Below are 25,600 nucleotides of genomic sequence, written 5' to 3'. Positions count from 1 at the left end.
AAGCGGCGCCATCCAATAACACGCCTTAATCCGCATATATGGACGATACTCCCCTTGACCAGGGGGTTTGGGGAGGCGCATTCCCAAGCTTGCCTCTGCCCGCCGATTTTGCGGCCCGCCGACGACGTCCTGACACGACGATGAACCTCCGGCGCCGCGCCATTCCCAAGAATGGAACGCGATTACCAGATATGGCGCTATTCACACGGTCCACATGACCATACCTACAGGTATGGTCAAAAATAATCATGGTGCGAAAAACCCTGAGATCGCACTATCCATCGCCTCGCCGTACGGCGGGGCGTCCGACAGCGGTTCCGCCGCCGAACCCAGGGGGTGCCCTCCGTCCATGGACGAACCCGTCAACGACCACACAGGCCCCGACGATCTGCCGAGGCTGCCCTTCGACCGGCAGGACCCGCTCGACGTCCCGGCGGCGTACCGTGCGCTGCAGACCAGTGAGCCGGTGACCCGGGTGCGCACCGCGGCCGGCGACGTCGCCTGGCTGGTCTCCGGCTACGAGGAGGCCAGGCAGGCCTTCGCCGACCGGAGACTCGGCCGTTCCGCGCCCGACCCCGACCGGGCGGCCAGGATCTCCAACTCGGTGATCCTCGGCGGCCCGATGGGCGACATCGAGACCGAGAAGACCCAGCACGAGCGGATGCGCAGGCTGCTCACCCCCGCCTTCTCCGCCCGCAGGATGGCCGCCCTGGCCCCACACGTCCAGGAGCTGGTGGACGGCCTGCTCGACCGGATGGCCGAGGGGCCGCGCCCGGCCGACCTGCGGCAGGTGCTCTCCCTTCCGCTGCCCGTACTCGTGATCTGCGAGCTGCTCGGCGTGCCGTACGGCGACCGGGAGCACTTCAGGGCACTGGCCGAGACGATGACGGACCTGACGGACCGGGAGCGCTCGGCCGCCGCCCTGACCGAGCTCGGCGAGTACACCAGGAAGATCATCCGCGTCAAGCGGGAGAACCCGGCCGGCGACGTGTTCTCCGACCTCGCGACCATGGACGCGCCCGACGAGGAGATCGCCGCGCTCGCCGCCGGGCTGCTGTTCGCCGGGCACGAGACGACCGTCAACCGGATCGACTACGGCGTGCTGTTGCTGCTGGCCAACCCCGGGCAGCGGGACGCCCTGATCGCCGACCCCTCGCTGGTGAACACGGCGGTCGAGGAGATCCTGCGGGTGGCCGCGCCGGGCAACCACGGCATGCCCCGCTACGCGCACGAGGACGTGACCGTCGGAGGGGTCACGATCAGGCGCGGCGAGGCGGTGGTCATCAGCACGACGGCGGCCAACCGTGACGCGCGGGTCTTCGCCGACCCCGACCGCTTCGACGTCTCCCGGGACACCGACGACCCGCACCTGGCCTTCGGCTACGCCGCCCGTTACTGCATCGGGGCGAGCCTGGCCAGGATCGAGCTGCGCGCGGTCTTCGGCACGCTGTTCCAGCGCTTCCCCACGCTGGCGCTCGCCGTGCCCGCCGAGGAACTCGTCACGCGGGAGAACTCGCTCACCGGCGGCTTCGAAGGCATCCCCGTCACCTGGTAGCGGTCACCGGGCAACGGCGGTTGACCCCGTCGAGCCGTTCGGTGAGGCCGCCGCGGTCGAGGTGTTCGAGCAGGGGCACCGCGACCCGGCGGCTGGTGTCCAGGGCCTGCCTGGCCTGGCTGACCGTGAAGGGCTGGGGCAGGCGGGCCAGCAGCCGCGCCGCCGCCGTGTCCGCGCCGGGCAGCAGCACGATCCCCTCGGCGATCCGCAGCAGCATCCCCGCCCGTACGGCCGCCGCCAGCTCCCTGGGCCCCAGCCCCAGCTCCGCCAGGCGGCCCGCCTCGGGCGCGAGGAACGGCCTGGCGGACAGTTCGGCGCGCAGCCGGGAGACCGCGCGGGCGACCGGCTCCGGCAGGCCCGGGGGCGGCCCGCTCACGATCCGCCCGCCCATGACGGCCAGCGGCGGTCGTACCAGGGCGGTGACCAGCCTCCGGTCGGGCAGGCCGAGCGCGTTCCTGGCCGCCTCGACCGGCATACCCGGCTCAAGCGGACGCCCGGCCGCGTGCCGTGCCACCGTCTCCGCCAGCCGTTCGCCCAGCCACGACCAGTGGGCGGGGTCGGCGTACCAGTCGCCGCACACGGGCTCGCCCTCGGGGACGCACCCCATGGCCAGCAGGTCCGCCCCGCGCAGCAGCCGATGCGTGCGCAGCAGCTCCCCCGCGCCGGGCACCGTACCCGCCTGCCCCGTGCCTGTCTGCCCCGTGCCCGCCAGTTCGGCCGCCCGCAGGCGCGCGGCGCCCCTGCGGCGCAGCGCGGGCGGGCGCACGTCGAGCACACTCGCCCCGGCGAGCACCCGTACCTCGGCCCCCTCCCCTCCGGCGCCCTGCCCCGTGGCCCTGCCCGGGTCGCGCAACAGCAGCACGTCGCCCACGTGCAACGGCAGCGGCCCGGCCAGGCGCAGCCGTACGAGACCGTCGCCGAGCGGCCTGACCGCGCACACCACGGCCGCCGAGCCGATGTGCGCGGTCAGCCTGCCCGGCAGGACGGTCTCCTCGCCCGCGCCCCCCACCGGCGAGAGCCGTACGTCGGCCAGGTCGGTCATGGTCCACGCGCCGGGGGTGAGCAGCGCCCGGCCCCGCTCCGGGGCGCCGCCGCGCAGGTTGACCGCGACCCTGGCCACGCCGGTCACCGAGGTCACCGGTTCCTTCAGGCATTCCAGCGCCCGCACCCGGGCGAGGCCGCCGCCCAGCGCCAGCTCGTCCCCGACGGTGACCCGGCCCGCGGGCAGCGTCCCGGTCACGACCGTGCCGCTGCCGCGCACACTGAAGACCCGGTCGATCCACAGCCGCACCGGCGCCTCGGGGTCGGGCGCGGGCAGCCGGGAGACCAGCCGGTCGAGTGCCTGTCCCAACGCGCCGAGCCCCTGCCCCGTGTGCCCGCTCACCGCCAGCGCCTCGACCCCGGTCAGGCCCGCCGCCGCGAGCCTGGCCCCGGCCTCCCCCACCACCGGTGTGGCGTCGGCCAGGTCGGCGCGGGTCACCGCGAGCAGGCCGTGCCGTACGCCGAGGGCCTCAAGCGCGACGAGGTGCTCCTGCGACTGCGGCATCCAGCCCTCGTCGGCGGCGACCACGAACATCACCGCCGGAACCGGCCCGACCCCCGCCAGCATCGTGCCGAGGAAGCGCTCGTGCCCCGGGACGTCCACGAAGGCCAGGCGCTCGCCGGAGGGCAACGTCGTCCAGGCGTATCCCAGCTCGATCGTCAGCCCCCTGCGCCGTTCCTCGGCCAGCCGGTCGGGCTCCATCCCGGTGAGGGCGCGCACCAGAGTGGACTTGCCGTGGTCCACGTGGCCCGCCGTGGCGACGACCTGCATCAGCCACCCGCCCCGAGGACCGCGCGGACCACGTCGCCGTCCCGTTCCCCGGGGACGGCCCTGAGGTCGAGCAGCAGCCGGCCCGCCTCGATCCGCCCGACGACGGGCGGCTCACCGGTCCGCAACGGTACGGCCAGCCGCTCGGGCAGGCTCACCGCGGCGCTCGGCAGCGTCACGCCGGGGGCGCCTCCCCCGCCGACGGTGGCCAGACTCGGCACGGCGACGGCGTCGATCCCGGCCCCGGACAGCTTCTCGGCGAGCACCCGGGCACGGGCGCGCAGCGCGGCCGGGTCGGCGCGCAGCGCCCCGAGCACCGGAGGCTCGGGACCGCGCAGCGTCGCCTCCAGGGCGGCGAGCGTCGTCTTGCCGACCCGCAGCGCGCGGGCCAGCGGGTGCCGCCGGCAGCGCTCGACCAGGTCGGGGCGGCCGAGCAGCAGACCGGCCTGCGGCCCGCCGAGCAGCTTGTCCGCGCTCGCGGTGACCAGGCCCGCCCCGGCGGCGAGCGCGCTCGCGGCGTCCGGCTCCTGCGGCAGCAGCCGTTCCCCGGTGAGCAGCCCGGAGCCGATGTCGGCCACGACGGGCACCCCCAGGCGGATCAGCTCCCCCACTCCGACGGAGCCGGTGAAGCCCTCGACGCGGAAGTTCGACGGGTGCACCTTGAGCACGAAGCCCGTCTCCCGCCCCACGGCCCGCTCGTAGTCGGCGTAGACGGTGCGGTTGGTCGTGCCCACCTCACGCAGCCTCGCACCGGTCGAGACGAGCAGGTCGGGGATGCGGAAGCCGTCCCCGATCTCCACCAGCTCACCCCTGCTGATCACGATCTCCCGGCCCGCCGCCAGCGCGGTCGCCGCCAGCACCAGGGCCGCGGCGTTGTTGTTGACCACGTGCGCGTCACGCGCGCCGGGCACCGCGGCGACGAGCGCGTCCAGGGCGCCCCGTCCCCTGCGGGCCCTGGCCCCGCTCGCCAGGTCGAACTCCACGTCGGTGTATCCGGCGGCGGCCGTCGCCGCCTCGGTCGCGGCCCGGGACAGCGGCGCCCTGCCGAGATTGGTGTGGACGATCACACCGGTCATGTTGAGCACGGGCCGCAGGCTCGCCGCGTACGGCGGAAGCCCCTCCACGGCCGCGTCCGCGACCCGCTCCGGCTCGATCCCGCCCTGCCGGGCCCGTGACTGCGCCCGGACGACCGCCTCCTTGACGACCGTCCTTCCCAGCCGGCCCTCGGCCGCGACGAGCCGGGGGTCGGCGAGCACGGCGTCGGTACGCGGCACACGCCGACGTTGGTCCATCTCCCGACCATAGGTCGCGAACATACCGAAGCCGAATCCGACGGGCCGTTGATTCCGTTTTGGGGCGGTGAACGTTTCACCACGACGTACAGGTTTCGCCTTCTACGAAACCACCAAAAAATACCGTCCCTTCTGACGTTGCCCGCTTTCCCGCAGGGCGCCGACGGCGAACGGCCCACCCCGGAGGGGGCGAATCCCGAAGTCCCACCGGGAACATTCTTCCCCGGCCCGCGGGCGTCCTCCGGGACGGTTCGCGGGACGGCCGTTCGTCAGGGCAGGACCAGCTCCCGCACCTTGACCGCGACCAGCGCGCCGGTGTACTCGACCCGGACCGCGATCCTGTCCTTCAGCAGTTTCCGCAGGTGGGCCGAGGAACACCTCCTGGTGCCGTAGGCGCTCCTGTCGGAGGTGTCGTACGGATAACCGGCCGAGGGCCTGCCGCACGTCCTGTTCACCTGACGGAAGTCCAGCCTCCCGGTGTAACGGATCGTGAGAGGGGCTCCGGCCTTCCTGCCCAGTTCCCACGCGAGCAGGCCGCTCTCCCCCACATGGCCGTGGACGGCCCTGCGCGGGGTGATCGAGAAGGCCGAGTTCCCGGACCGTACGGCCCAGCCGTACACGACCCTGTTCCCGGCGTTCCCGCCGTTGCCCACGTTGCCCGCGTTGCCCGTGTTGCCCGCCTCCGGCGCGGCGACCTGGGCCGCCCGGGTCGTGAGCCGGGCGGCGGCGGGCGGGACCACGGTGAACAGGACGGCGAGGCCGGTGGCCGCGCCGAGCAAGACCGATCTCATCTCTCTCCTCGTCATGATCCCGGCACCCGGCCGTCGAGCCGGACGCCGGAGGGCTGTCCTTGGGGCTTACGGGTGGTCACGCGTGAAAGGCGCCGGGGCGGGTCCGCCGTCATCGGCGGGCCGGGCGTCCCGGGAGGCCGGTGAACCACGCATCGTCTGACAGACCCCGCCCCAGAAAAGTTCTGAACACTGATAAGTCATCCTTTTTCGGGTGTCGTTTTCTCGTGACGGCGGCGGCCCGCATCCCGCGTGACGGGCCCGGCCGCCGTTCCGCCAAGCATGTCCGCGTGGGTACGCGACGATCGATCCAGCCTGCCGGAGACACGCGGTACAGCCCGCGCCACCGTCCCGCCCCGCCGTACGCCGGGAAGGGCGTGAACCTTCCGCGGCGCGGGAGCGACGAACCAGGTGACCGATCCCCGAGACGGAGGCCGCCGATGTCAGCACCTTCAGCCACGGGAGCGCGCCTGAGACTCCTCGGCGTGCTCCTCCTCGGCGTCGCGGTGGGGGTGGCGCTCTCCCTCGCGGTGGGCCTGCCCCGCTCCGAGGTGGTCTACCGCGACGCCCAACCGGCCACCGTGGCGTACGACGACGGCTCGGCGCACCTTCTGGCGCTGGTCCGCAGGAGCACCCTGCTGGGAGAGTCCCGCGAGATCTTCGTCGGCCGGGACCCCGGTCTCTCCTACGGCCACCGGCTGGGCCTCGGGACGTTCACCGCCTCGGTGCGGACGACCGAGTGGACGGACGCCGGGGTGCGGGTGTTCTTCGACACCGGGCACGAGTTGTTCGTCCCCGCCCGCTCCTTCGTCGGCGGCCGGTGACCCCGGACGGCCACCGCCCGAGACCGCCCGGCGGCTCCGGGCGGTCAGCGGCCGAGGCGGGCCGTGACGAGGTCGGTGAAGCCGTTGGCGAGCAGGATGACGGCGATCGCGGTCAGCAGGATGCCCGCCACCCGGTCCAGGAGCATCGCCCCCTTGAGCGAGATACGCCGCTGGACGTGCCCCGACAGGTAGAGCGTCAGCCCGGTGACCGCGGCGAAGCACAGTGCGGCGACCGACAGGGCGAGCTTGTCCCGCACGGTCGAGGCCTCCGCCGAGGCCGCGACGCCGAAGGCGAAGGTCGTGCCGCCCACGGTCAGCGGGAAGCTGAGCGGGGTGAAGAGGATCGACTTGGGATCGGGCGGGGGATCCGGCGGCGGCGCGGTCTCCAGCCTCTCCTGTTCCTGGAGCCTTTCCAGCTCCTCGACGGCTCCGGCCTTTCCGCGCATCAGCGGGATGGCGGCGTACGCCAGGGCGATGCCTCCGGTGGCGGTCAGCGCGGCGGTGCTGATGCCCAGCAGCTTGAGCAGCGGTTCCCCGACCCACAGGGCCGCCAGGACGAACACGGCGACGTTGAGGGCCAGCCCGATCGCCAGCCGGTTGACCTGGCCTCCGCCGTACGGCCGGACGATCGGCAGATAGGACGCCAGCGCCGCGACCGGGCTGTAGAGACCGAACAGCGCCAGGAACAACACCAGTGCCGGATGTGTCATCGCGGTCCTCCCCGAGAACCTCTCGTGGTCAGACCGGGTCACGCAGGATCGGGCAGGTCATGCAGTGCCCGCCTCCCCTGCCCTTGCCCAGCTCGAACCCCTCGATCTCGATCACCTCGACGCCGTGCTCACGCAGCTTGCGGTTGGTGAACTCGTTCTTGTGGTACCCGACCACGACCCCCGGCTCCAGGGCGACGAAGTTGCTGCCGCTGTCCCACTGCTCCCTGGCCCGCTGGTAGTCGTCGCCCCCGGTGGGGATGATGTCCAGCTTGCCGATCCCGAGGGCGTCCTCGAACGCGGCGGCCAGGCCCGGCTCGCGGTGGACCCGCACGGCGGTGCCCCGTCTGTCGGCGGGCCGCAGCGAGTAGACCTCGGCGTTCTCGACGACCGGCGGATATCCGGTCGCCTTGTCGACGTCGAGCAGCGTGAAGACCGTGTCCAGGTGCATGTAGGAGCGGTTCGGCGGGATCTTGACCGCCAGCACCCGGGTCGCGGCCCCTGCGGTGAACAGCTCCTTCGCCAGGTGCTCGACCATGACGGGGCTGGTGCGTTCGCTGACGCCGACGGCGACGACGCCGTTGCCGATGGGCATCATGTCGCCGCCCTCCATGCAGGCGTGCCCGAAGTCCTCCTCGTCGAAGCGGCCGTCGTCGCCCATCGGGGGATACCAGTAGGCGAAGCCGTCGTCGGCGAACATCGGGTGGAAGTGGTAGACGATGCTCTGGTTGATCGTCTCAAGCCGCCGGGCGTGATAGTAGAGCGGGTTGAGCGAGACGCCGCCGTACAGCCAGGCCGAGGGGTCGCGCTGGTAGAGGGAGTTGGGCAGCGGCGGCAGGATGAACGCCCCCCGCTCGGCCGTCGCGGCGACCAGGGAGCGCCCGTCGAAGCCCTCACGACCGGCCTGTACGGCGGCGGCGAACTCCTCCTTGGTCAGCCCGCCGATCAGGTGTTCGGCGAGTCTGGCCCCGCTCCACGAGGCGAGTTCCGAACGGACCTCGTCGACGAGGGACGGCCCGACGGTCAGGTGGGTGACCGTGCGCTCGACCGCGTGCCGTTTCGCCTCGGGGGCGGCTTCGAGCGCCTCGGCGAGCAGTTCCCGGTGGTGGAACACCTCGATGCCCCGCCCGCGCATCATCTCGACGAACGCGTCGTGTTCGATCTGGGCGCGGCCGACCCAGAGCACGTCGTCGTAGAGCAGCTCGTCCTTGTTGACCGGGGTCAGCCGTTTCAGACTCAGGTCGGGCCGGTGCACGATCACCTGCCGCAGCGTGCCGACCTCGGAGTGGACCCCGTACCTCGTGCTCACCGTGTCCCCCTGTCGCTGCCGGTCGCTTTCGGTCGCCGTCGAAGTGGCCGTTCGCGCCACGGCGAACTCACGGGGGACAAACCACAACGTTTCCCATCTTTCCCCTGCCTCTCCGCGGGCAACCGCGGGTGACCTGGTCGGTTCGTCCTCGAACGGACCGGCGTCGTCGCGGGAGCGCTTCGCGCGGCGGGTCTCACCGGCCGGTCCGAGCCATGGGATCCGCGTGGAGGCCGCCGGTCCGCTCACCGCCCGATCCCGGCGGGAACGGCGACCGGCTCCTCCGAACGGCGAGGTTCGACCCCACCGCGCCCTCCCCGCCGGGCCATGTTCCATGACAATTAATGAACACGGAATGCGATTTCGACATGACACTTTGAATCGATCCGCGAAAGGCGGCAACCGGGGCCGGAAAACCGGTTGCGCCCGGCCCGGAAATGCTGGATCGGCCGACTACCCCACGTTCCCCCGACTCACATGACCCGGGCCCGGCGAATACCGGAATCACCGGGAGCCGACTCAGCCCATGCGGAGAATTCTCCGGAAATGAGACATGATGAATACTCGGACGTGCGTCTCTACCTGGGGAAATTCCATCTCAACACTTCCGGGACAGGTGAGACGATGATGAAGCCTCCTCACATCTCGCCTTTTCTCAATCACCCTGGGCAACCTTCACTGAAACCTGAAATATTCGCCCCCCGAATAGAGCGGAAGCGGGTCGCAGGACCGCACGAAGAAGATATCGACCTTGACTCGGCGGGTTGACCCTCCGGCTGACCGCTGGTGCCATTGATGGCGCCGGTTTCGAATCCCGGAATTCTTGTTCCGTGCGGGTACGCGACGCAACCGTTGAGCACTCCGTGAAAACGTGGTTACGCAGATTCTGTGGAGGCCTGGGTGCGGTGTTCCCCCCGCGGAGCGGTTGTCGCCATGGTGATGGCGTTGCCGGCCGGTACGTTCGTGACCTTCGGCGCCCCGGCGGCCGGGGACTCCGCGACCACGGCCCCGAAGGTCCCGGCCGCGAGGACGGAGTATGAGGCCTCCCGGCAGGCGCGGGACGACAGGCAGCGGGTCGAGGTCTCGTCCCTGCGCACGGAGAACCGCCAGGTGTTCGCCAACCCCGACGGATCGTTCACCTCGGAGACCTCGGCGCCGCCCGAGCGGGTACGGCGGGACGACGCCGCCGGCCGTCATCGGCGAGGGCGGGCGTTCGGTGGCGATGACCTGGCCGGCGAGCCCGCCGAGGCCGGTGCCGGAAGGGGACACCGCGACCTACGCCGAGGTGCTGCCCGGCGTTGACCTGAAGGTGACCGCGTCGGTGCTCGGCTTCTCCGAGATGCTCGTGGTCAAGACCAGGCAGGCCGCGGCCGAATCCGGCCGATCGGCCCGGGCGCCGCATCCGGAGCAGATCGACATGAGAAGCGCCCCGGTCCGGGCTACCGCACTGGGTGACCTACGCGATAGGCGTCGCCATGCCGGGGGGCCGGTTCCGAGCGGGTGACCTGAACCGGCCATTTCCCTACCGTAATCACGCGACTACCTTCTGTGGCGATAGGTTGCCGTCGCCCCCACGACACCGCATCCCGGCGGCTGGGGGCACGTCCGTTCAAAGGAGCTTCCCATGCGCCATCTGTCTGTTCTGTCGCTGGCCACCGCCCTCGTCGCCCTGGCCGGTACGCCCGCTCTCATATCGCCCGTCCAGGCCGCCGTCCTTCCCACCGTCACGAGGGCGCCCTTCAGTACCGCCCAGGCGGCCGGTGAGGGCCCCGGCTGCGGCGGCCACCAGGCCGACTGGCGTTCCGCCGCCCTCACCTCGGGCTTCTCCGGCTCGGCGCGGGCCACGTTCTGGAACGGCAACAGCGGCACCTCCGTCAAGCGCCGGGTCTCCGTCGTGCCCGGCGGGGTGGTCCCCCTGCTGCCCAAGGGGGGCCTGGCGGTCATCGGCGGCAACGTCGACGACATCTACGCCGGACAGCCGAAGGCCTTCTCCGGCACCGGCACCGCCTCCAAGCGCGGCTACACCTGGACCGTCGCCCCCAGCTCCGGCGACGCCCCCCGCCCCGGCGGGACCGCCACCCTGCTCAACCCCCGATGCGCCGCGGGCAGCACCACGGTCACCAGCGCCACCTACCACTACCAGTCCAGGACCGCCTCCGGCGCCTACATCCGCGCCCTCGTCGGAACCCTGAGCCGCAAGGCGTCGTGACGACGAACCAGCGGGACCACCGCGTGACCGGCGAAACCCCGCCCGCGTCGCCCTCGGCTCGGTAGACCCGGCCACGCCAGAACTCACGACCGGCACCGAGCCGGTCCGCCGCCGGGAGATCGGCCCGTCGAATCACCGATCTCCCGGCGAACGTCGTCTACACGGTTCCCGTGGCTTCGCCCGCCTCGGAGGGCCGCGTCTGGTTGTAGAGGATGCCCAGCCGGTCGATTCGCCAGAGCTGGCCGTACACGATGAGGACCAGGCCGAACACGGTCGGCCAGATCTCCAGGGCGACCAGCCCCCACACCAGCAGGGTGAGACCGGCGAGACCGCCGACGGCCCAGACCCGCTGGGCGACCGCGAACCCGGCGGGCATGCGGGAGCGGTCCTGCATCCACAGGCGTTCGCCGTAGATGCCCACGGAGGACCAGGCGGTCGGCTTGGTGATCGGCGGGAAGGCGTGCGGGTTGGCCCACAGCCACAGGACGACCAGCGCCAGCGGCGCCAGCGACCACCAGCCGATCCAGGTGCGGCTCCAGATCGCCATGATGGCCGACGGCATGGCGGCGAACCGGGTCCAGACGCTCCACGGGTTGGCGTGACGCTTCCACGCCTCGTCGGTCATCCCGGCCATGCTCGCGTATTTGTCCAGAACGCTCATGTCAGCATTCCCCTTGCCAGAGTCCTGATGGTGGCTTCGAGCACCGCCTCGTAGGCGGGGCCGAACCGGTCGCGGTTGAGAACGATGAGGCCGACGCCGCGGATCACTCCGACGAGTGTCTCCGGCGGAATGTCGGCGACCACGACGCCCGAGCGCTGTCCCGCGGCCAGATGGTCGAGCAGCGGCGTGATGACCTGTGGGGCGACGCGGGCGATCTGCTCGGGGCCGACACGCCGGGTCACCATCTCCAGTTCGTCCGGCCGGGTGAGGAGCCGCCGGTAGAGGGGGTCGCCGGTGAGCACGCCGGTGATGGCGTGCATGACGGCGACCAGGCTTTCCTCCCCCGGCGGGTCGTCGAGGGCCGCCGCGATGTGGGCGGCCACCTTCGGGGCGCGGCGGAGCATGATCTCCAGGTACAGCGACTCCTTGGAGTCGAAGAAGGAGTAGAAGCTGCCCTTGGCGATGCCCGCCGGGGCGACGAGCTCCTCCAGCGAGGTCTTCTTCAGACCCTGCGTGGTGAACAGCTCCTCACCGGCGTCGAGCAGCACGCGGGTGATGCGCGCCTTCTCCTCGGTGGTGAACGCGATTGCCAAAGCTATGACTCCTTTGGTCATTTGGTCATAGCGTACGCGCAAAGGTTACGCGCGGCCAGACGGGGGCCGGGGCGGAGGAGCGGAGGCGGACGGGAATCGAACCCGCCAGGCCGAGAACCTCGGCCTCACCGGTTTTGAAGACCGGGGGGTCCACCAGGCACCCAGACGCCTCCAAGGGAGAACATACCCGTGGACGGGTAAGACCGCGGGGAGGCGAGGGGACACGAAGGGGCACGAAGGGGCCGGTGTCCCCGCGCGACCGTCGGCGGCCGACCGGAGGAGACGTAGATGGCAGCGGGACCGGACACCCTCCCGGGAACGGGAACGGGAACGGGAACATCGGACACGGGCAGGCCCCGGCTGACGGGGTACGCCCACGGAGGCGGCTGCGCCTGCAAGATCCCGCCCGGCGAGCTTGAGGCCGTGGTCGCCGGGCTGCTGTCCGGCGACCGGCCGGACGACCTGCTCATCGGGCTCGACGACGGCGACGACGCCGCCGTGGTCCGCGTCGAGGGTGGCCGGGCGGTCGTGGCGACCGCCGACTTCTTCACCCCCGTGGTCGACGACCCCTACGACTGGGGGCGGATCGCCGCGACGAACGCCCTGTCGGACGTATACGCGGTCGGCGGAGAGCCGCTGGTGGCCGTCAACCTGCTGTGCTGGCCCAGGGACGTGCTGCCGATGGACCTGGCCAAGGAGGTCCTGCGCGGCGGCCTGGACGTGGCACGGGCGGCGGGCTGTCACGTGGCGGGCGGCCACAGCGTGGACGATCCGGAGCCCAAGTACGGCATGGCCGTCACCGGCCTGGCCGACCCCGCGCGGTTGCTGCGCATCGACGCCGGACGGCCGGGCCTGCCGCTGTCGCTGACCAAGCCGCTCGGGGTTGGCGTGCTCAACAGCAGGCACAAGGCGACCGGTGAGGTCTTCCCGCAGGCCGTCGCGGCGATGACGACGCTCAACCGGGACGCCTCACTGGCGGCGCTCGCCGCGGGCGTCGAGTGCGCGACCGACGTGACCGGCTTCGGCCTGCTGGGGCATCTGTACAAGCTGGCCAGGGCGAGCGGCGTGACGGCCGTGATCGACGCGGCGGCGGTGCCGTACCTGGAGGGGGCGCGTCAGGCGGTGCGGGACGGTTACGTCAGCGGTGGCACCCGCCGCAACCTGGCGTGGGTCGAACCACACCTGGACCCGGGAGACCTGGACGAGGAGGACGTGCTGCTGCTGGCCGACGCCCAGACCTCCGGCGGCCTGCTCGTCGCCGGGGAGGTGCCGGGCGCGCCGGTCGTCGGCGAGCTGACCGTCTTCGACGGTGCGGCCGTACGGCTGCGCTGAAAACCCCGACGTCAACGCGGCCCGCGGGGCTCAGGATCCGGCGGGGACCGAGGCCGCCTGGCCCGCCTCCAGGCGCAGGCGCTGGGGGACGACGGTGTACTTAGGGTCGGCGGCCGAGGCCCGGCCCGCCGCGAGCAGGCCGAAACGGGTGTACAGCGCGCCCGCGGTGAGAGCGGCGCCGGACAGCGCGGTCAGGACACGGCTGCGTCCCGCCACGACGGCCAGCAGCCCGCCGCCGACCGTCAGGGCGCGGGCCACGCGCATCCTGCGGCCCGCCTCCCCCGTCCGGTACGGCTCGCCGACCAGCCCGAGCCGCCGCTCCATCAGCGCGCCCGCGGCGGTCTCGGCGGCGGCCCCCAGTACGGCCATGGCCCTGGCCGGGGCCGCGGACGCCCTCGGGGTGGCCAGCATGCCCGCGGCCCCCGCGCTGGCCAGCGCGCTCCCGGCGAACAGGAACGGCAGTTCCTTAAGCGCCTCGTGCCAGGCGGGTACGGCGGTGTCGGCGAGCAGGACGGCGGTGTAGGTCGCCATCAGCGGACCGGTGATCACGGCGGCGGCGGAGGCGGCGTCGCCCGCGACGGGCAGTACGGCCGCGACGGCGGGGGCGCGCAGAAAGGCGGGGGTCCGCCGGGCGGGCAACAGGGGGGCCAGCACGGAGGCGGCGGCCAGCCCGGTCGCCCCGCTGTGCGCGGCCAGGATCCACGAGCCCATGCTCATCGGGGAGGTCGGCTTGAACACGCGCAGCATGTTGAGGAAGCGCTCCGGCCTGCCCAGCTCCGCGACCAGGAACCCGGCGCCCGCGGCGGCGCCGAGCGCGGCGGTCACCCTGGCGGTGAGGGCGAGCCTGCGGGTTCCCGCGAGCCCGGCGACGGCGGCCATCGTGGCGGCGGCGCCGGACAGGCCGCCGAGGTACAGGTAGACCGGCATGTGCGGCTCGTGCCAGACGGGGGCTTTGATGATGGGCTGCCCGTAGTAGGACCGGAACCCGGCCTCGGGCACCATCGGCTCCTCCCCGCGCCTCACCTGCCGCTCCCCCGCCCCAGAAGGCCCCGGCCTGCGGAGGCGCCCAGGAAGGACAGGGCGACGGCACCGGTGAGGGACAGCGCGGCGCCCGCCGCCCACCGCCACATCTGCGGCAGGTCCCTCGTCGTGACCACCGGGTCCGGTGGCAGGCCGTACACCTCGGGCTCGTCGAGCAGCAGGAAGAAGGCGCCGTCACCGCCGACGCCGTCGTCGGGACTGGCGCCGTACAGGCGGGCCTCCGTCCTGCCCTGCTCGTGCAGGCTCGTCACGCGCTCCTCGGCCCTGGCCCGTAGCTCGTCGAGCGGCCCGAACTGGATGGAGTCGGTCGGGCAGGCCTTGGCGCAGGCGGGTTCCAGGCCGCCGAGCTGGCGGTCGTAGCACATCGTGCACTTGAAGGCCCTGCCGTCGGGTTCGCGCCGGGCGATCACGCCGTACGGGCAGGCGGGCACGCAGTAGCCGCAGCCGTTGCACACGTCCGCCTGCACGACGACCGTCTCGAACTCGGTGCGGAACAGCGCGCCGGTCGGGCAGACGTCCAGGCAGGCGGCGTGCGTGCAGTGCTTGCACACGTCGGACGACATCAGCCAGCCCTCAAGGCCGTCGCCTTCCTCGCCGGCCGGGCGGGGGCGCTCGACGAAGGCCACGTGACGCCAGGTGTCGGCGCCCAGACTGCCGGTGTTGTCGTAGGAGGTCGCCCTGAAGACGAACCCGTCGTCGGGTACGTCGTTCCACTCCTTGCAGGCCACCTCACAGGCCTTGCAGCCGATGCAGATGCTCGTGTCGGTGAAGAAGCCCATCCGCTCAGCCATCGCGGTACTCCCTGATCAGTTCGAGCAGCGCCGGGCCGGTCGGGCGCCTGCCCGGCCTCAGGTCGCAGGTGACGGCCTTGCCCTCCTGGATGTACACGTTCGGGTCGAGCACGAGAGGCAGCAGGTCGTTGGCGGCGTCGCCGGTCACCAGCCCGCCCCCGCCCCATCCCCAGTGGTACGGCAGGCCGACCTGGTGGACCGTACGGCCCTGCAGCCGCAGCGGCCGGACGCGTTCGGTGACCAGGACCCGGGCCTCGATCGCGGTGCGGGTCGTCACGATCGTCGCCCAGCCGCCGTTGACCAGCCCGGTCAGTTCGGCCAGTTCCGGTGAGACCTCGCAGAACAGCGCGGGCTGCAGCTCGGCCAGGTAGGGCAGCGGCCTGCTCATCGCGCCCGCCGTGTGGTGCTCGGTCAGCCGGTAGGTGGTCAGGACGTACGGGAAACGTGGTGACTCGGGCGGGTTGTACGGGCTCTCCGGGCGGTCGTAGACGCGGCGGGCGGGGTTGGCCCGCTGGCCGTACAGGAGGTTGGGCAGCGGTGACTCGTGCGGCTCGTAGTGGGTGGGCAGCGGCCCGTCGGCCAGACCGGCGGGGGCGAACAGCCAGCCCTTGCCGTCGGCCTGCATGATGAACGGGTCGGTCCCGGCCAGGGCGTCCTCGGCCTGCGCGCCCTGCGGTGGCAGGTAGCCGGGCGGCTTGGCCGGCTCGAAGTCGGGCACGTCGTGTCCGGTCCACTCGCCCCTCTCCGCGTCCCACCAGACGTAGGCCTTGCGTTCGCTCCACGGGCGGCCCTCGGGGTCGGCGGAGGCCCGGTTGTAGAGCACGCGCCGGTTGGCGGGCCAGGCCCAGCCCCACTCGGGCGCCACCCAGCTCTGCTCGTCGCCCGGTTTACGCCTGGCGGCCTGGTTGACCTCGTCGGCGTAGACGCCGCAGTAGATCCAGCAGCCGCACCGGGTCGAGCCGTCCGGCTTGAGGTCGGTGTAGGCCGACAGCGTCCGCCCGTCGGGGCCGGTGCCGTTGATCTCCCGCAGCACGGCGGGCGCGGACGGTTCGGCGCGCTCGCCCTCCTCCGGGTAGTCCCAGGTCAGCTCGCGCAGCGGGCGGTCGATCTCGTCGCCGGTCAGCGCGGCCTTGATCCGCTTGCCGAGGTGGTAGTAGAACCACAGCTCGCTGCGGCAGTCCTCCGGCGCGTCGAGTGCCTTGTGCCGCCACTGCAGCAGCCGCTGGGTGTTGGTGAAGGTGCCCTCCTTCTCGACGTGGCTGGCGGCGGGCAGGAAGAACACCTCGGTCGCGATGTCCTCGGTGCGCATCTCCCCGGTGGCCAGTTCCGGGCCGTCCTTCCAGAACGTGGCGGTCTCGACGAGGGTCAGGTCCCGCACGACCAGCCAGTCGAGGTTGGCCAGCCCGAGCCGCTGCGCCCTGCCTCCCGAGGAGCCGATGGCCGGGTTCTCCCCCACCACGAAGTAGCCCTTGACGGTGCCGTCGATCTGCCCCATCACGGTCGTGTAGTGGCCGTGGTCGCCGGTCAGGCGGGGCAGGTGGCCGAAGCAGAAGTCGTTGTCCGGTGTGGCGTTCTCCCCCCACCACGCCTTGAGCAGGCTCACCATGTAGGAGCGTTTCCTGCCCCAGAAGCCCGTCTCCGCGCCCGCCCCCCGCAGGTAGTCGTCGAGGGTGTCGTGCCCGTGGGCGTTCGGCATCGGCAGGTAGCCGGGCAGGATGTTGAACAGCGTCGGGATGTCCGTCGAACCCTGGATGCTCGCGTGGCCGCGCAGAGCCATGATGCCGCCGCCCGGCCGTCCCATGTTGCCCAGCAGCAGCTGCAGGATCGAGGCGGTGCGGATGTACTGCGCGCCCACGGTGTGCTGGGTCCAGCCGACCGCGTACACCCAGGCGGTGGTGCGTTCCCTGCCGGAGTTCTCGGTGATCGCCCCGGCCAGTTCGGCGAAGTCCTCCCTGGAGACGCCGCAGACCTGTTCGACCAGCTCCGGGGTGTAGCGGGCGAAGTGACGCCGGAGGATCTGGTAGACGCACCGCGGGTGGCGCAGCGTCGGATCGGCGGGCGGCCTGGCCTGTTCCCGCGCGCCACCGGAGCCGTACTGGTCGGGACCGGCCACCTCCGCGTGGTAGGCCCCGCCTTCGAGCTGCTCGCCGCGCAGCCCGGCGGCGGGTTCCTCCTTGGTCCCCTCGTAGGCCCAGCTCGACGGGTCGTACTTACGGCTGCCGGCGTCGAAGCCGGAGAACAGCCCGTCGAGGTCCTCGGTGTCCCTGAAGTCCTCGGAGACGATCGCCGAGGCGTTGGTGTAGGCCAGCACGTACTCGCGGAAGTCCAGCTCGTTGACCAGCACGTGATTGATCAGCGCGCCGAGCAGCACGATGTCGGCGCCCGCGCGGATCGGCAGGTGCCGGTCGGCCAGCGCGCTGGTGCGGGTGAAGCGCGGATCGACGTGGAACACCTTCGCGCCCCGCGCCTTGGCCTCGACCACCCACTGGAACCCGACCGGATGGCACTCGGCCATGTTCGAGCCCTGGATGACGATGCAGTCGGCGTTGACGAGGTCCTGCTGGAAATTCGTCGCGCCGCCGCGCCCGAAGCTGGTCCCCAGACCGGGGACGGTCGAGGAGTGTCAAATACGGGCCTGGTTCTCGACCTGGATCGCGCCGAGGGCGGTGTAGAGCTTCTTCATCAGGTAGTTCTCTTCGTTGTCCAGCGTCGCCCCGCCCAGGCTGGCGATGCCCATGGTGCGCCGGACCGTCCTGCCCTCCTCCTGCTGCTGCCAGGTCTCCCTGCGGGTACGGAGCACCCGCTCGGCGATCATGTCCATCGCGGTTTCGAGGTCGAGCGGCTCCCATTCGGTGCCGTGGGGACGCCGGTAGAGCACGTGCCGCTGCCTGCCGGGGTGGGTGACGAGCTGTTTGCTCGCCGAGCCCTTCGGGCAGAGCCTGCCGCGCGAGATGGGCGAGTCGGGGTCGCCCTCGATCTGGGTGACGCGGCCGTCCTTGACATAGACGAGCTGGCCGCATCCGACCGCGCAGTAGGGGCAGACGGACCTGGCGACGCTGTCGGCCAGCTCGGTCCTGGGGCGCAGCGCGTCGGTGCGCGCCGAACGGGCGGCGCGCGACCTGCCGTCTTCTCCCCTGAGCTGCCGGACAACCGGCCAGCGGGAGATCCATCCCCCCTGTGCCACGTGGCGGTCCTACCCGCCGATACGGTCACTAACCGCCATAACGGCCATCACGTCAGCGACGCCGTACCCCGTGGACGACCCGGCCGGGCTCGCCGCTGCCGCCGAACTCCCACGGCAGCCGCAACGTCCACAGCACCCGGTCGGCGTCGGCCTCCTCGACCGGCATGATCATCTGGGTTCCGCTGAGCCTGCCGCGCAACGCCCTGTCGTACGGCCTGCCGTCCAGGACGTCGGCCTTGCCGCCCGCGGCCCGGACCGCGTCGAGCACCAGGGCGCGGGAGCGCCGGTACCGTTCGGCCCACCAGCTGTCCGGCACGGGCAGCGGCAGCGGGAAGAACGAGGAGACGACCTCGTCGACCCAGGCCAGGTATCTGATCTCCAGGCCGTCGCCCGGCTGCAGCTCGTCGAGCTCCCGCAGCCTGGTCCACGCCCGCTCCCGGTACTGACGCCGGGTCTCGGCGTCCAGCCTGATCGGGGCCTGGGCGTCGCGCGCCATCTCGTCGAGGCCGTGGTAGACGCCCGGGTCGAGCTCGGCGACGGCGAACATCTCCACCAGGATGTCGTACATCCTCTCGGTCCTCGCCGAACGCCAGTGGTCGCCGCCGGGCCCCTTGGGGTCACCGAGCCCGGGGAAGCCGATCGCCGGCAGCGCCGGGACGACGGCCTCGCCCGGCTCGCCTCCGAAGGTCCGCGCGAAGTGCTCGCGCTGGAACCTGGCGATGGCCTCGGGCAGCCGCAGGCAGGCCACGTGCAGGCCGATCCACAGTTCCTCTGCCGTCTCCGGGGCCTCATCGGGTTCGCCCAGGTAGACGACGCTGTCCTGGTAGAGGCGGTCGTACTCGTCGCGCAGCCGTACGGTCAGGTCGTCCGGCCCTCTCCTGTCCGTCTCCTCGACCGGCTCCGCGACGGACGCCGCGGGTTCCACGGGTTTCACCGGCTCCACAGCGGCCGGGGGTTCCCGGCGGGTCTCCTGGTGCGGGGCGGGGTGGGTCAGGCCGAGCAGCACGCCGACCAGGCCGAGCACCAGGTCGCCGTCCGCCTCCTCCCCCTGCCGGGGACCGTCCCTGTGCAGCAGGATGATCAGCTGCCCGGCCAGGTCGCCGAGCGCGCTCCACAGCGGCACCCGCAGCGGGCTGGCCGCATCGTCCAGTTCGGCCTGGACCGCCCGGTGCACCTGCCTGCCCGGCACCCGGCAGACGGTGCGCAGCCGGCCGATCAGGTCCTGTCCCCGCAGGTAGAGGTCGGTCGGCGCCTGCGCGGCCCGCTGGTCGAGATGGGTGTCCAGGCGGGTGACGACGTCGCGCAGCAGGTCGCGCAGCGGCCCGGCGAACGGCGCGGGCCGCCCGTCCAGGCCGAGCAGGGGTTCGAGCAGATCGTCGAGCGTTCGCATGGAGTCGTCCTGTCGAAGGTCAGTGGTCACCGGTGAAGGGCTCCCACTCCGGTTTGCCGAACGGTTCCCCCGGCTCCATCGGGGAGGTGAACACCGCGCCGGGGTAGTCGGCCAGATCGGTGAGACCGCGGGCGGCCAGGTAGCGGGGGTAGCCGACGTGGATCCGCAGCCGCCCCAGGTGGTCGAGGGTGACGTGGTAGCGCACGTGCGCGTCCCTGCGGGGCGCGGACATCCGGAACAGCGGGGAGAGGTTGCCGCGCCCGTCCACCCAGAGGAACTCCCACGTCGCCGCGCCGTGCGCCTGGGCGGGCGGGGGCAGCCAGGCCGGGGAGATCGCCCCGCTGAACACCCGGCCGTCGCCTCCGCTCTCCAGCAGGTAGGAGCGCAGGTGGCGCCGGGTCTCCTCGCCCGGAGCCAGGATCGGGAACAGCTCGACGGTCGCCCTGTCGTCGAGCGCGTCCGGAGTCCTCCTGACGTGGATGGCGGCGGGCAGCCCCGTGGCCTCCAGCGGGACGCCCCGGCGTCCGCCGTTCAGCGCCGTCCCGACCTCGCCGTGGTCGCCGTCGACGAGGTAGACGGGGTTGCCGCCGTGGCACAGGTGGATGACCGGTTCCAGCTCCTGGTTGACCTCGATCTGGAAGCGGATCCTGCCCCAGTCGACGTTGGCCCTGGTGAGCCTGTCCTGTCTGCTGTCGAAGGTGAACCTGCCCCACTCGATGGACTCGCCCCGGTCACCGCCCAGCTCGCGGTGGATGTGGATGTCCTCCTTCATCGGGCGCCAGGCCGTACGGACCGACAGTCTGCCGGTGCGGTCGGCGATGTCGAGCTGGTCGCCCGCGTTGAGCAGCATGCCGACCCGCGTGTCGGCGTTCTGCAGGGAGAAGTCGCACGGCAGGCTCTGGAACAGGTTGTCCACGGCGATGCCGACGACGTTCTGGCCCGCCCGCAGCCGCTCGCGACCGTCCACGTGACGTTCGGCCTCACCCGAGGGCCCGCCCGTGTCCTCGCTCTCGATATCGGCGTAGCGGCTGAAGCTGTGCGCCCAGCACGCGCCGATCGAGGTGGCCTGCTTGGCGTAGCGGCGCTCGACGACCAGGCGGGGAACCGGGACGGCGTCCGTCCCGTCCGTGGCGTTCAGGGTCAGCTCGCGCAGTCGTCTGGCCACGATGCGTTCGACCAGGGGCATCGTGCTGGTCTTGCCGGACAGCGCGACGATGTCGATGGGCTCCTCGGGCTCCCGGCGGCGCTGCGCGCTGAAGGTGGTGAGCGCGATGTCGACCGCCGCGGTGATCACGGGTGTCGCCAGGTGCTCGAACTGCTCGGGAAGCAGGGTGACCACGGTGTGCCCGAGCCGTTCGACCAGCGCCGCGGGCGGCCTCGACCGGCCGTCGATGTTGTTGAGCACCTCCTGCAGCTTGTTCTTCGGCAGGGTGTACTCCCGGCCCGCGCCCAGCAGCCGTTTGGCCTGTTCGGCCTCCTGCCACAGCCGGAAGAACGCCCGTCCCGGCGCGGCGCGCCCGCCCGCCGCCAGTGCCGGGCTGTGCGTCGGCAGCAGTTCCCGCAGCGCCGTCCAGACCTGCTCGGGCCTCGGCCCCGGGTCGGGGTTGGCGATGAAGGCCGGGGCGATCGGGCGCGGCACGCCGTCCGCGCCGACGTGGGAGGACGGCCAGTGCCCCAGCCACGCCTCCTCCTCCGTGCCCCCGACAGTGCTCCCGGCGGGGCCCCCGACGGCGCTCCCGGCGGTCTTCCCGCCGTCGCGGTCGGTCAGGGCCATCAGGGCGTCGGCGATCTCCGCCTTCAGCCAGTGGAACACCCGCAGGGTCAGCAGGTCGCCACCGAGCTGCGGGTGCCCGGTCGAGCCCCGCACCTCGGGACGGATCACGTAGTGGCGGCCGAAGAACTCCTCGGGGACGTCCCCGGCGGGCACCTGCCGGTCGATCAGGTGCAGCGCGAACAGCGCGACGTCCGTCGTGCCCCCGCCGATGTCGATGACCAGCATGTTCTGCCGCCAGGCTGGACGCCCCGGCCGTACCCGCCTTGACCTGGCGCGGAACGGTTCGACACCGGTGTCGGACTCGCCGCCGAAGTCACGCATGACGAAGAACAACGCGGCGGCGACGGCCTCGTCGAACGTCGTGGTCACCCTGGCCATCCTGAGACTGGACTGCGCCAGTTTCTCCAGCGCGCGGCGCCCCGACGGCGGAAGCGTGGTCGGGTAGGTCAGCACGAGGTGGTTCAGCCCGCGGATGCCCCACTCCGCGGAACGTTTCTCGTTACCGTACTCGATGGTCTTGTCGACCAGGTCGTTGTAGGCGTGCATCAGCAACGTGTCCGTCGTCACCGGAGCCCCGCCCTCGCTCCGCAGTTCGGGCAGCTCACGGGGCCGGGAGAAGGCGCGCTTCAGCCCCGGGTAGGCGCGTGTCACCCGGTCGGCCCGGTCGCCGAGCACCGCCCGCAGCGGAGAGCCCTCAAGCACCTTGATCTCGCTGGAGATCTCCGGCGAGTCACCGTCGAAGACGACCTGGTGCAGGTACAGCGAGCCGAGCGCGGGCGTGCCGAAGGCGTCGGCGTAGCAGCCGTCGAGGCTCATGGCGTAGGCCGTGCCCAGCTTCTCGTCCATCCGGGAGATCGCCACGTCGAGCTCCTTGCAGAGCACGTCCCGGTAACGGACCCTCGGCACCGGCAGATGCTGGAAGCCCGGCTGGAGCACCTCGAGACCCTCCGTGGCGACGGTGACCCGGACGGAGTCGCCGGTGCCCGACAGGCCGAGCAGCGAGTTCAGCCGGGTGGTCAGGCCGCGCACGATGTCCTCGCGCGCCTGCGCCCAGTCGGCCTCGTGCGTCCCGGCGGGGCCGTCGAGCAGCAGCCGGTCGAACCCGGCGAGCAGCACCTCGAACTGCTGCTCGTCCATCTCGACGCGTTTGCCGCCCGTCCTGTCGTACAGCGTGACGGTCGAGGAGGAGGTGCCGAAGTCGACCGCCGCGTGCCCGAAGAAGCTCACGTGCCGCCGGGGCTCGCCGATCGGGGCGACCCGCCGGGTGGCGTCCCGGTTGACGCCGCTCCTGGCGTGACGCGCCCCCGGCGGCATCAGCCGCAGCTCGAGCGTGAACTCCCTGGGCCCCGACCCCGCCTCGCCGATCCACCAGGCGATCCTGACGGTCCGCTCACCGCCGAGCCCGAGGTCGGCGGCCGGGACGGCGGGCCCCTGGACGAGCAGGTAGCGTCCCGGCATCCGGCGCGGGCGCCAGCCGGGAAGCGTGTACAGCTCGGCGATCCGCGCGGCCAGTTCGTCGCCCGGTGGCTGCGGCCCCGGCCCGTGGACGTCCACGGCGTTCGCCACCCCGTCCGGTTCGGCGAACACGTCGGGCAGGCGGTACTCCCCGTTCACCTCGAAGATCGTGAACACACCGGCTGAGGTCTCGTCGTCCCCCTCGCCGTCGTTGGGTCCCGCGAACAGCAGGCGCACGGTCATCGGGCGTTACCTCCGGACTTCCCGTCCCATTCGTCGAGCAGATCACGGACCGGGCCACCCGCCGGGGCCCGTCCGCCGTCGTGCGTCCCCCGCCGGGTGAGGCGCCGCACGCTCTCCTCAGCCGGTACGGCCTCACGCAGTTCCTGCAGCTCCACGCGCAGTTCCCGGCCCAGCCGGACCGCGTCGGCCAGCAGGTGGCGCCGTACGTGGTGGCCGACCGCCGCGACGATGTCGCCGCGCACCCGGAAGATGTTCATCTGGTGGGTGACGATCCTGGCTCCCGCGTCCCCGGCGATGTTGCGGCGCCCGCCGTTCCAGGGCAGCGCCTGCGCGGTCCGCAGCGGGAACCGCTCGGCGATCCGCTCCCTGTCCTCGTAGGAGTCCCCGTAGGCGCTCCCGTGGGAGCGGTCCCCGCGGGACGGCGGGACGGGCACCGGCAGCAGACCCGCCGCCGCGTCGGGCAGCCAGTCCATCGAGACCAGGCTGAGCAGGTTGTGCCCGCGCGCCTGTCCGTCGTCCTCCGGGTCGAGCGCGGCCAGCAGCCGCCCTACGGACTCCGCCGTGTCCGGGGCGCGCAGCCGTTCGCGCACGTGGGCCAGCTCCCGATGGCGCCGTTCCGCCCAGGCGGCGACGGCCTCCAGGTAGATCTCCCTGGCCTCGCCGACGGCCCTGACGCAGGTGGGCTCGAACCTGGCGAAGAGCCGTTCCGTGGTGTCGGGGGCGGTCGCGTCGGCCTCGGTCGGCATGCGCCGCGCCACGCCGAAGCCCCGGCCGCCCGCCCTTCCCCCGCCGAGCGGCGGCCCGATCCGGCCGTCGTCACCGACCCGGTCCCGGTACTGCTGCCACTCCCGCCAGGTGAACACGTCGTAGGTGGCGCCCGCCCGCGCCAGGTCGAGGACCGCGGAGCCGCCGGGGACGACCTGCGTGCCGTCGGCCGCGAGGCGTTCCGGGTCGGCCAGCAACCCCAGCGACCTGACCGTGTGGGAGGTCTCCTCCTCGATCATCCGGAACAGCGCGGTCAGCGAGCCCGTGTCACGCACCCCCGCCGGGGCGCCGCCGAGCGCCGGGCGCAGCATCCGGTCCAGCGCCCGCAGCGCCGCCAGCAGGTCGGTGGCGATCGGCACGACCGCCTCGTGCTTGAGGAACACGCCGTAGGTCCGCACGTGCCGGTCCAGCATGTCCCGCAGCCCCGCGACCCCTCCGTCCCGCCCGAACCCGCCGAACGCCGCGGTGTACGGGTGGCCCGGATCGGTCAGGGCCAGGTCCGCGGCGATCCGCTTCCACCGTTCCGCCTGGGCCCCTGCGACGCCAAGGGACGCGGTGATCTTCTCCCCCTCCTCACCGCCGGTCTCGTACGGCAGGCCCTGGGCGGCGATCGCGACGAGCGAGGAGGTGAAGGCCACCCGGTCCTCCCTGCGCCCGTTGAGGGTGGTGGCCATCCGGTGCAGGGAGGACAGGTCACGGGAGGAGGCCACCAGGTCGGCCACGCCCGCGAACGGGACGTCCGGCGGCTGCAGCAGGTCGAAGCAGTTGGCCGCGACCAGGATCGACTCGCTGAGCGCGCCCTTGCCCCTGCGGTTGCGTTCGAGCAGCGAGTAGAACTGCCGCGCGTCGTCACGCTCGGCCCGGTGCGAGGGCAGCACGATCACGATGGCGTCGATCTCGTCCAGTTCCCTGACGCTGAGGTACTCGTCGCGGACCGCGGTCGCGCCCAGCCCTGGAAGGTCGCACAGCTCCGCCGCGGTGCCGTCCCCGGGCAGCGGCCCCGCCCAGTCGCCCTGGGCCACCGAGACCTGGCAGACGACCCTGCGGATCAGGGTGAAGGTGGTCCGCAGCGTCTGGGCGGTCAGCGGGTCGCGGGGTGAGAGGGGAAAGCCCTGTGCGGTCCTGGGAAAAACACGCGGCAGGTCCCTGATGTCCTCGATGTCGAGCGCCTGGCGGAGCATGTCCGGCTCGACCGGCAGGGTCAGCCCCGTGTGGCCGTCGAGCACGAACTCCCCCGCGAGCCTGAGCGCGTCACGGATCCTCGTCAGTTCGAGCGTGATGCCCAACAGCCTGGAGTTCTCCATCGCCGCCCAGTCCAGCGTGTTCTCCGCCCACCGGTTCAGGACGTCCCAGCCGTCCCTGACGGGGTTGTAGCCGCCCAGCGCGGAGACGTCCCTGCCGCCTCCGGCGCGCTGCACGGTCCTGACCAGCTCGTCCATGATGTAGCCGACCGTCTCGGCCAGCTCGTCACGGGTGAGGTACTCGATCCTGGCCGCGCGCACCCGGGTCGGCTCGCCCGGCGGAGCGGGCTCGACGCGCAGCACCGTCACGTTCCCCGTGGTGGGCGAACCGGAGACCGGCAGCAGCCCGGGGGCGCCGAGCAACGTGCCCAGCAGCATGGACTTGCCCGCGCTGTACTCTCCGACGATCCCCACCGAGACGGGTTTCGCGCAGCGTTCCCTCAGTTTCACGGCCAGTCCCGCGGCCCGGTCGTGGGCCTGGCGTAAGGCCGCCGCCTGCGGGACGTCCTCCTGGCCGAGCGCGGTCATCGCCCGGTCGGCCAGCTCGCGGTAGCGGGCGATCGCCGTACGGTGGCCGGTGGCGGATGAGGAGGCCGATCCGCCCTGCCCGGCGTGGAAATCGGTCAACGAGACTCCTCG

General features: G+C 72.2%; 17 protein-coding genes, 1 tRNA gene and 1 pseudogene. 5 read left to right on the top strand and 14 right to left on the bottom strand.

Going from position 1 to position 25,600, the window contains the following annotated elements; translation table 11 throughout:
- The first annotated feature begins 349 nt into the window (after positions 1–349).
- Positions 350–1,555, top strand: a complete 1,206-nt coding sequence (locus ACFYY8_RS35350; protein WP_390048681.1) for a cytochrome P450 — start codon at positions 350–352, stop codon at positions 1,553–1,555.
- Here ACFYY8_RS35350 and ACFYY8_RS35345 read toward each other — a convergent pair.
- The 3 genes from ACFYY8_RS35345 to ACFYY8_RS35335 form a co-directional block, all read right to left on the bottom strand.
- A complete protein-coding gene (locus ACFYY8_RS35345) occupies positions 1,545–3,368 on the bottom strand; it encodes a SelB C-terminal domain-containing protein (protein ID WP_390048679.1) in 1,824 nt (607 codons plus the stop codon). The genes ACFYY8_RS35350 and ACFYY8_RS35345 overlap by 11 nt on opposite strands.
- The gene (gene selA / locus ACFYY8_RS35340; RefSeq protein ID WP_390048677.1) at positions 3,368–4,657 is read right to left on the bottom strand and encodes an L-seryl-tRNA(Sec) selenium transferase; all 1,290 of its coding nucleotides are present in this window, start codon (positions 4,655–4,657) and stop codon (positions 3,368–3,370) included. Before selA ends, ACFYY8_RS35345 begins: the two co-directional genes overlap by 1 nt.
- A 269-nt stretch (positions 4,658–4,926) precedes the next feature.
- Complete coding sequence (locus tag ACFYY8_RS35335; protein WP_390048675.1) at positions 4,927–5,448, bottom strand: hypothetical protein; 522 nt, start codon at positions 5,446–5,448, stop codon at positions 4,927–4,929.
- A 437-nt stretch (positions 5,449–5,885) separates the two neighbouring features.
- On the opposite strand from ACFYY8_RS35335, the gene ACFYY8_RS35330 reads away from it, so the two are divergent.
- Positions 5,886–6,269 (top strand): hypothetical protein, encoded by a 384-nt coding sequence (locus ACFYY8_RS35330; RefSeq protein ID WP_390048673.1) that lies wholly within the window; start codon positions 5,886–5,888, stop codon positions 6,267–6,269.
- Positions 6,270–6,313: 44 nt separating this feature from the next.
- Here the strand turns inward: ACFYY8_RS35330 and ACFYY8_RS35325 are convergent, their stop codons facing one another.
- Positions 6,314–6,979 (bottom strand): MarC family protein, encoded by a 666-nt coding sequence (locus ACFYY8_RS35325; protein ID WP_390048671.1) that lies wholly within the window; start codon positions 6,977–6,979, stop codon positions 6,314–6,316.
- A gap of 28 nt (positions 6,980–7,007) precedes the next feature.
- A complete protein-coding gene (locus tag ACFYY8_RS35320) occupies positions 7,008–8,285 on the bottom strand; it encodes an arginine deiminase (protein ID WP_390048669.1) in 1,278 nt (425 codons plus the stop codon).
- Positions 8,286–9,227: 942 nt separating this feature from the next.
- Between ACFYY8_RS35320 and ACFYY8_RS35315 the strand changes: the two genes are divergently transcribed.
- Positions 9,228–9,584 carry a hypothetical protein gene (locus ACFYY8_RS35315; protein ID WP_390048667.1) on the top strand — a complete coding sequence of 119 codons (357 nt, stop codon included), beginning with the start codon at positions 9,228–9,230 and terminating at the stop codon, positions 9,582–9,584.
- Positions 9,585–9,906: 322 nt separating this feature from the next.
- Complete coding sequence (locus ACFYY8_RS35310; RefSeq protein ID WP_390048665.1) at positions 9,907–10,491, top strand: hypothetical protein; 585 nt, start codon at positions 9,907–9,909, stop codon at positions 10,489–10,491.
- A gap of 157 nt (positions 10,492–10,648) precedes the next feature.
- On the opposite strand, the gene ACFYY8_RS35305 is transcribed toward ACFYY8_RS35310, so the two are convergent.
- The 3 genes from ACFYY8_RS35305 to ACFYY8_RS35295 all read right to left on the bottom strand — a co-directional run bounded on the left by ACFYY8_RS35305 (position 10,649) and on the right by ACFYY8_RS35295 (position 11,918).
- The gene (locus tag ACFYY8_RS35305) at positions 10,649–11,152 is read right to left on the bottom strand and encodes a DUF6653 family protein (protein ID WP_390048663.1); all 504 of its coding nucleotides are present in this window, start codon (positions 11,150–11,152) and stop codon (positions 10,649–10,651) included.
- Positions 11,149–11,745, bottom strand: coding sequence for a TetR/AcrR family transcriptional regulator (locus tag ACFYY8_RS35300; protein WP_390048661.1), 597 nt, complete (start codon positions 11,743–11,745; stop codon positions 11,149–11,151). Before ACFYY8_RS35300 ends, ACFYY8_RS35305 begins: the two co-directional genes overlap by 4 nt.
- A gap of 80 nt (positions 11,746–11,825) precedes the next feature.
- Positions 11,826–11,918, bottom strand: a tRNA-Sec gene (locus ACFYY8_RS35295).
- A 115-nt stretch (positions 11,919–12,033) separates the two neighbouring features.
- Here ACFYY8_RS35295 and selD point away from each other — a divergent pair.
- Positions 12,034–13,118 (top strand): annotated as a pseudogene (selD, locus tag ACFYY8_RS35290) (selenide, water dikinase SelD); the annotation flags it as partial.
- On the opposite strand, the gene nrfD reads toward selD, so the two are convergent.
- Genes nrfD through ACFYY8_RS35260 form a run of 6 tightly spaced genes read right to left on the bottom strand, consistent with a single transcriptional unit; the run spans position 13,108 to position 25,588 of the window.
- A complete protein-coding gene (gene nrfD, locus ACFYY8_RS35285; protein WP_390048659.1) occupies positions 13,108–14,100 on the bottom strand; it encodes an NrfD/PsrC family molybdoenzyme membrane anchor subunit in 993 nt (330 codons plus the stop codon). The pseudogene selD and the gene nrfD overlap by 11 nt on opposite strands.
- Positions 14,097–14,909 (bottom strand): 4Fe-4S dicluster domain-containing protein, encoded by an 813-nt coding sequence (locus tag ACFYY8_RS35280; protein ID WP_390048657.1) that lies wholly within the window; start codon positions 14,907–14,909, stop codon positions 14,097–14,099. Before ACFYY8_RS35280 ends, nrfD begins: the two co-directional genes overlap by 4 nt.
- The gene (gene fdh / locus ACFYY8_RS35275; RefSeq protein ID WP_390048655.1) at positions 14,902–18,093 is read right to left on the bottom strand and encodes a formate dehydrogenase; all 3,192 of its coding nucleotides are present in this window, start codon (positions 18,091–18,093) and stop codon (positions 14,902–14,904) included. Before fdh ends, ACFYY8_RS35280 begins: the two co-directional genes overlap by 8 nt.
- Positions 18,094–18,145: 52 nt before the next feature.
- On the bottom strand, positions 18,146–19,483 hold the full coding sequence (locus tag ACFYY8_RS35270; RefSeq protein WP_390048653.1) for a hypothetical protein: 1,338 nt from the start codon (positions 19,481–19,483) through the stop codon (positions 18,146–18,148).
- A gap of 19 nt (positions 19,484–19,502) precedes the next feature.
- On the bottom strand, positions 19,503–22,955 hold the full coding sequence (locus ACFYY8_RS35265; RefSeq protein ID WP_390048651.1) for a hypothetical protein: 3,453 nt from the start codon (positions 22,953–22,955) through the stop codon (positions 19,503–19,505).
- Positions 22,952–25,588: a hypothetical protein gene (locus ACFYY8_RS35260; protein ID WP_390048649.1), complete on the bottom strand. Its 2,637-nt coding sequence runs from the start codon at positions 25,586–25,588 to the stop codon at positions 22,952–22,954. The genes ACFYY8_RS35265 and ACFYY8_RS35260 overlap by 4 nt, the downstream gene beginning before the upstream one ends.
- Positions 25,589–25,600 lie beyond the last annotated feature (12 nt).

The organism is Streptosporangium sp. NPDC001559, assembly GCF_042893955.1.
Classification (GTDB): domain Bacteria; phylum Actinomycetota; class Actinomycetes; order Streptosporangiales; family Streptosporangiaceae; genus Streptosporangium.
This window is presented reverse-complemented; position numbering and strand designations above follow the sequence as displayed.

Excerpts from the sequence above, each read along its gene's own strand:
- ACFYY8_RS35310 (WP_390048665.1), top strand. The coding sequence starts at position 9,907 with ATGCGCCATCTGTCTGTTCTGTCGCTGGCCACCGCCCTCGTCGCCCTG.
- ACFYY8_RS35270 (WP_390048653.1), bottom strand. The coding sequence starts at position 19,483 with ATGCGAACGCTCGACGATCTGCTCGAACCCCTGCTCGGCCTGGACGGG.
- ACFYY8_RS35280 (WP_390048657.1), bottom strand. The coding sequence starts at position 14,909 with ATGGCTGAGCGGATGGGCTTCTTCACCGACACGAGCATCTGCATCGGC.
- ACFYY8_RS35265 (WP_390048651.1), bottom strand. The coding sequence starts at position 22,955 with ATGACCGTGCGCCTGCTGTTCGCGGGACCCAACGACGGCGAGGGGGAC.
- ACFYY8_RS35325 (WP_390048671.1), bottom strand. The coding sequence starts at position 6,979 with ATGACACATCCGGCACTGGTGTTGTTCCTGGCGCTGTTCGGTCTCTAC.
- ACFYY8_RS35335 (WP_390048675.1), bottom strand. The coding sequence starts at position 5,448 with ATGAGATCGGTCTTGCTCGGCGCGGCCACCGGCCTCGCCGTCCTGTTC.
- selA (WP_390048677.1), bottom strand. The coding sequence starts at position 4,657 with ATGGACCAACGTCGGCGTGTGCCGCGTACCGACGCCGTGCTCGCCGAC.
- ACFYY8_RS35305 (WP_390048663.1), bottom strand. The coding sequence starts at position 11,152 with ATGAGCGTTCTGGACAAATACGCGAGCATGGCCGGGATGACCGACGAG.
- ACFYY8_RS35350 (WP_390048681.1), top strand. The coding sequence starts at position 350 with ATGGACGAACCCGTCAACGACCACACAGGCCCCGACGATCTGCCGAGG.
- ACFYY8_RS35345 (WP_390048679.1), bottom strand. The coding sequence starts at position 3,368 with ATGCAGGTCGTCGCCACGGCGGGCCACGTGGACCACGGCAAGTCCACT.
- ACFYY8_RS35330 (WP_390048673.1), top strand. The coding sequence starts at position 5,886 with ATGTCAGCACCTTCAGCCACGGGAGCGCGCCTGAGACTCCTCGGCGTG.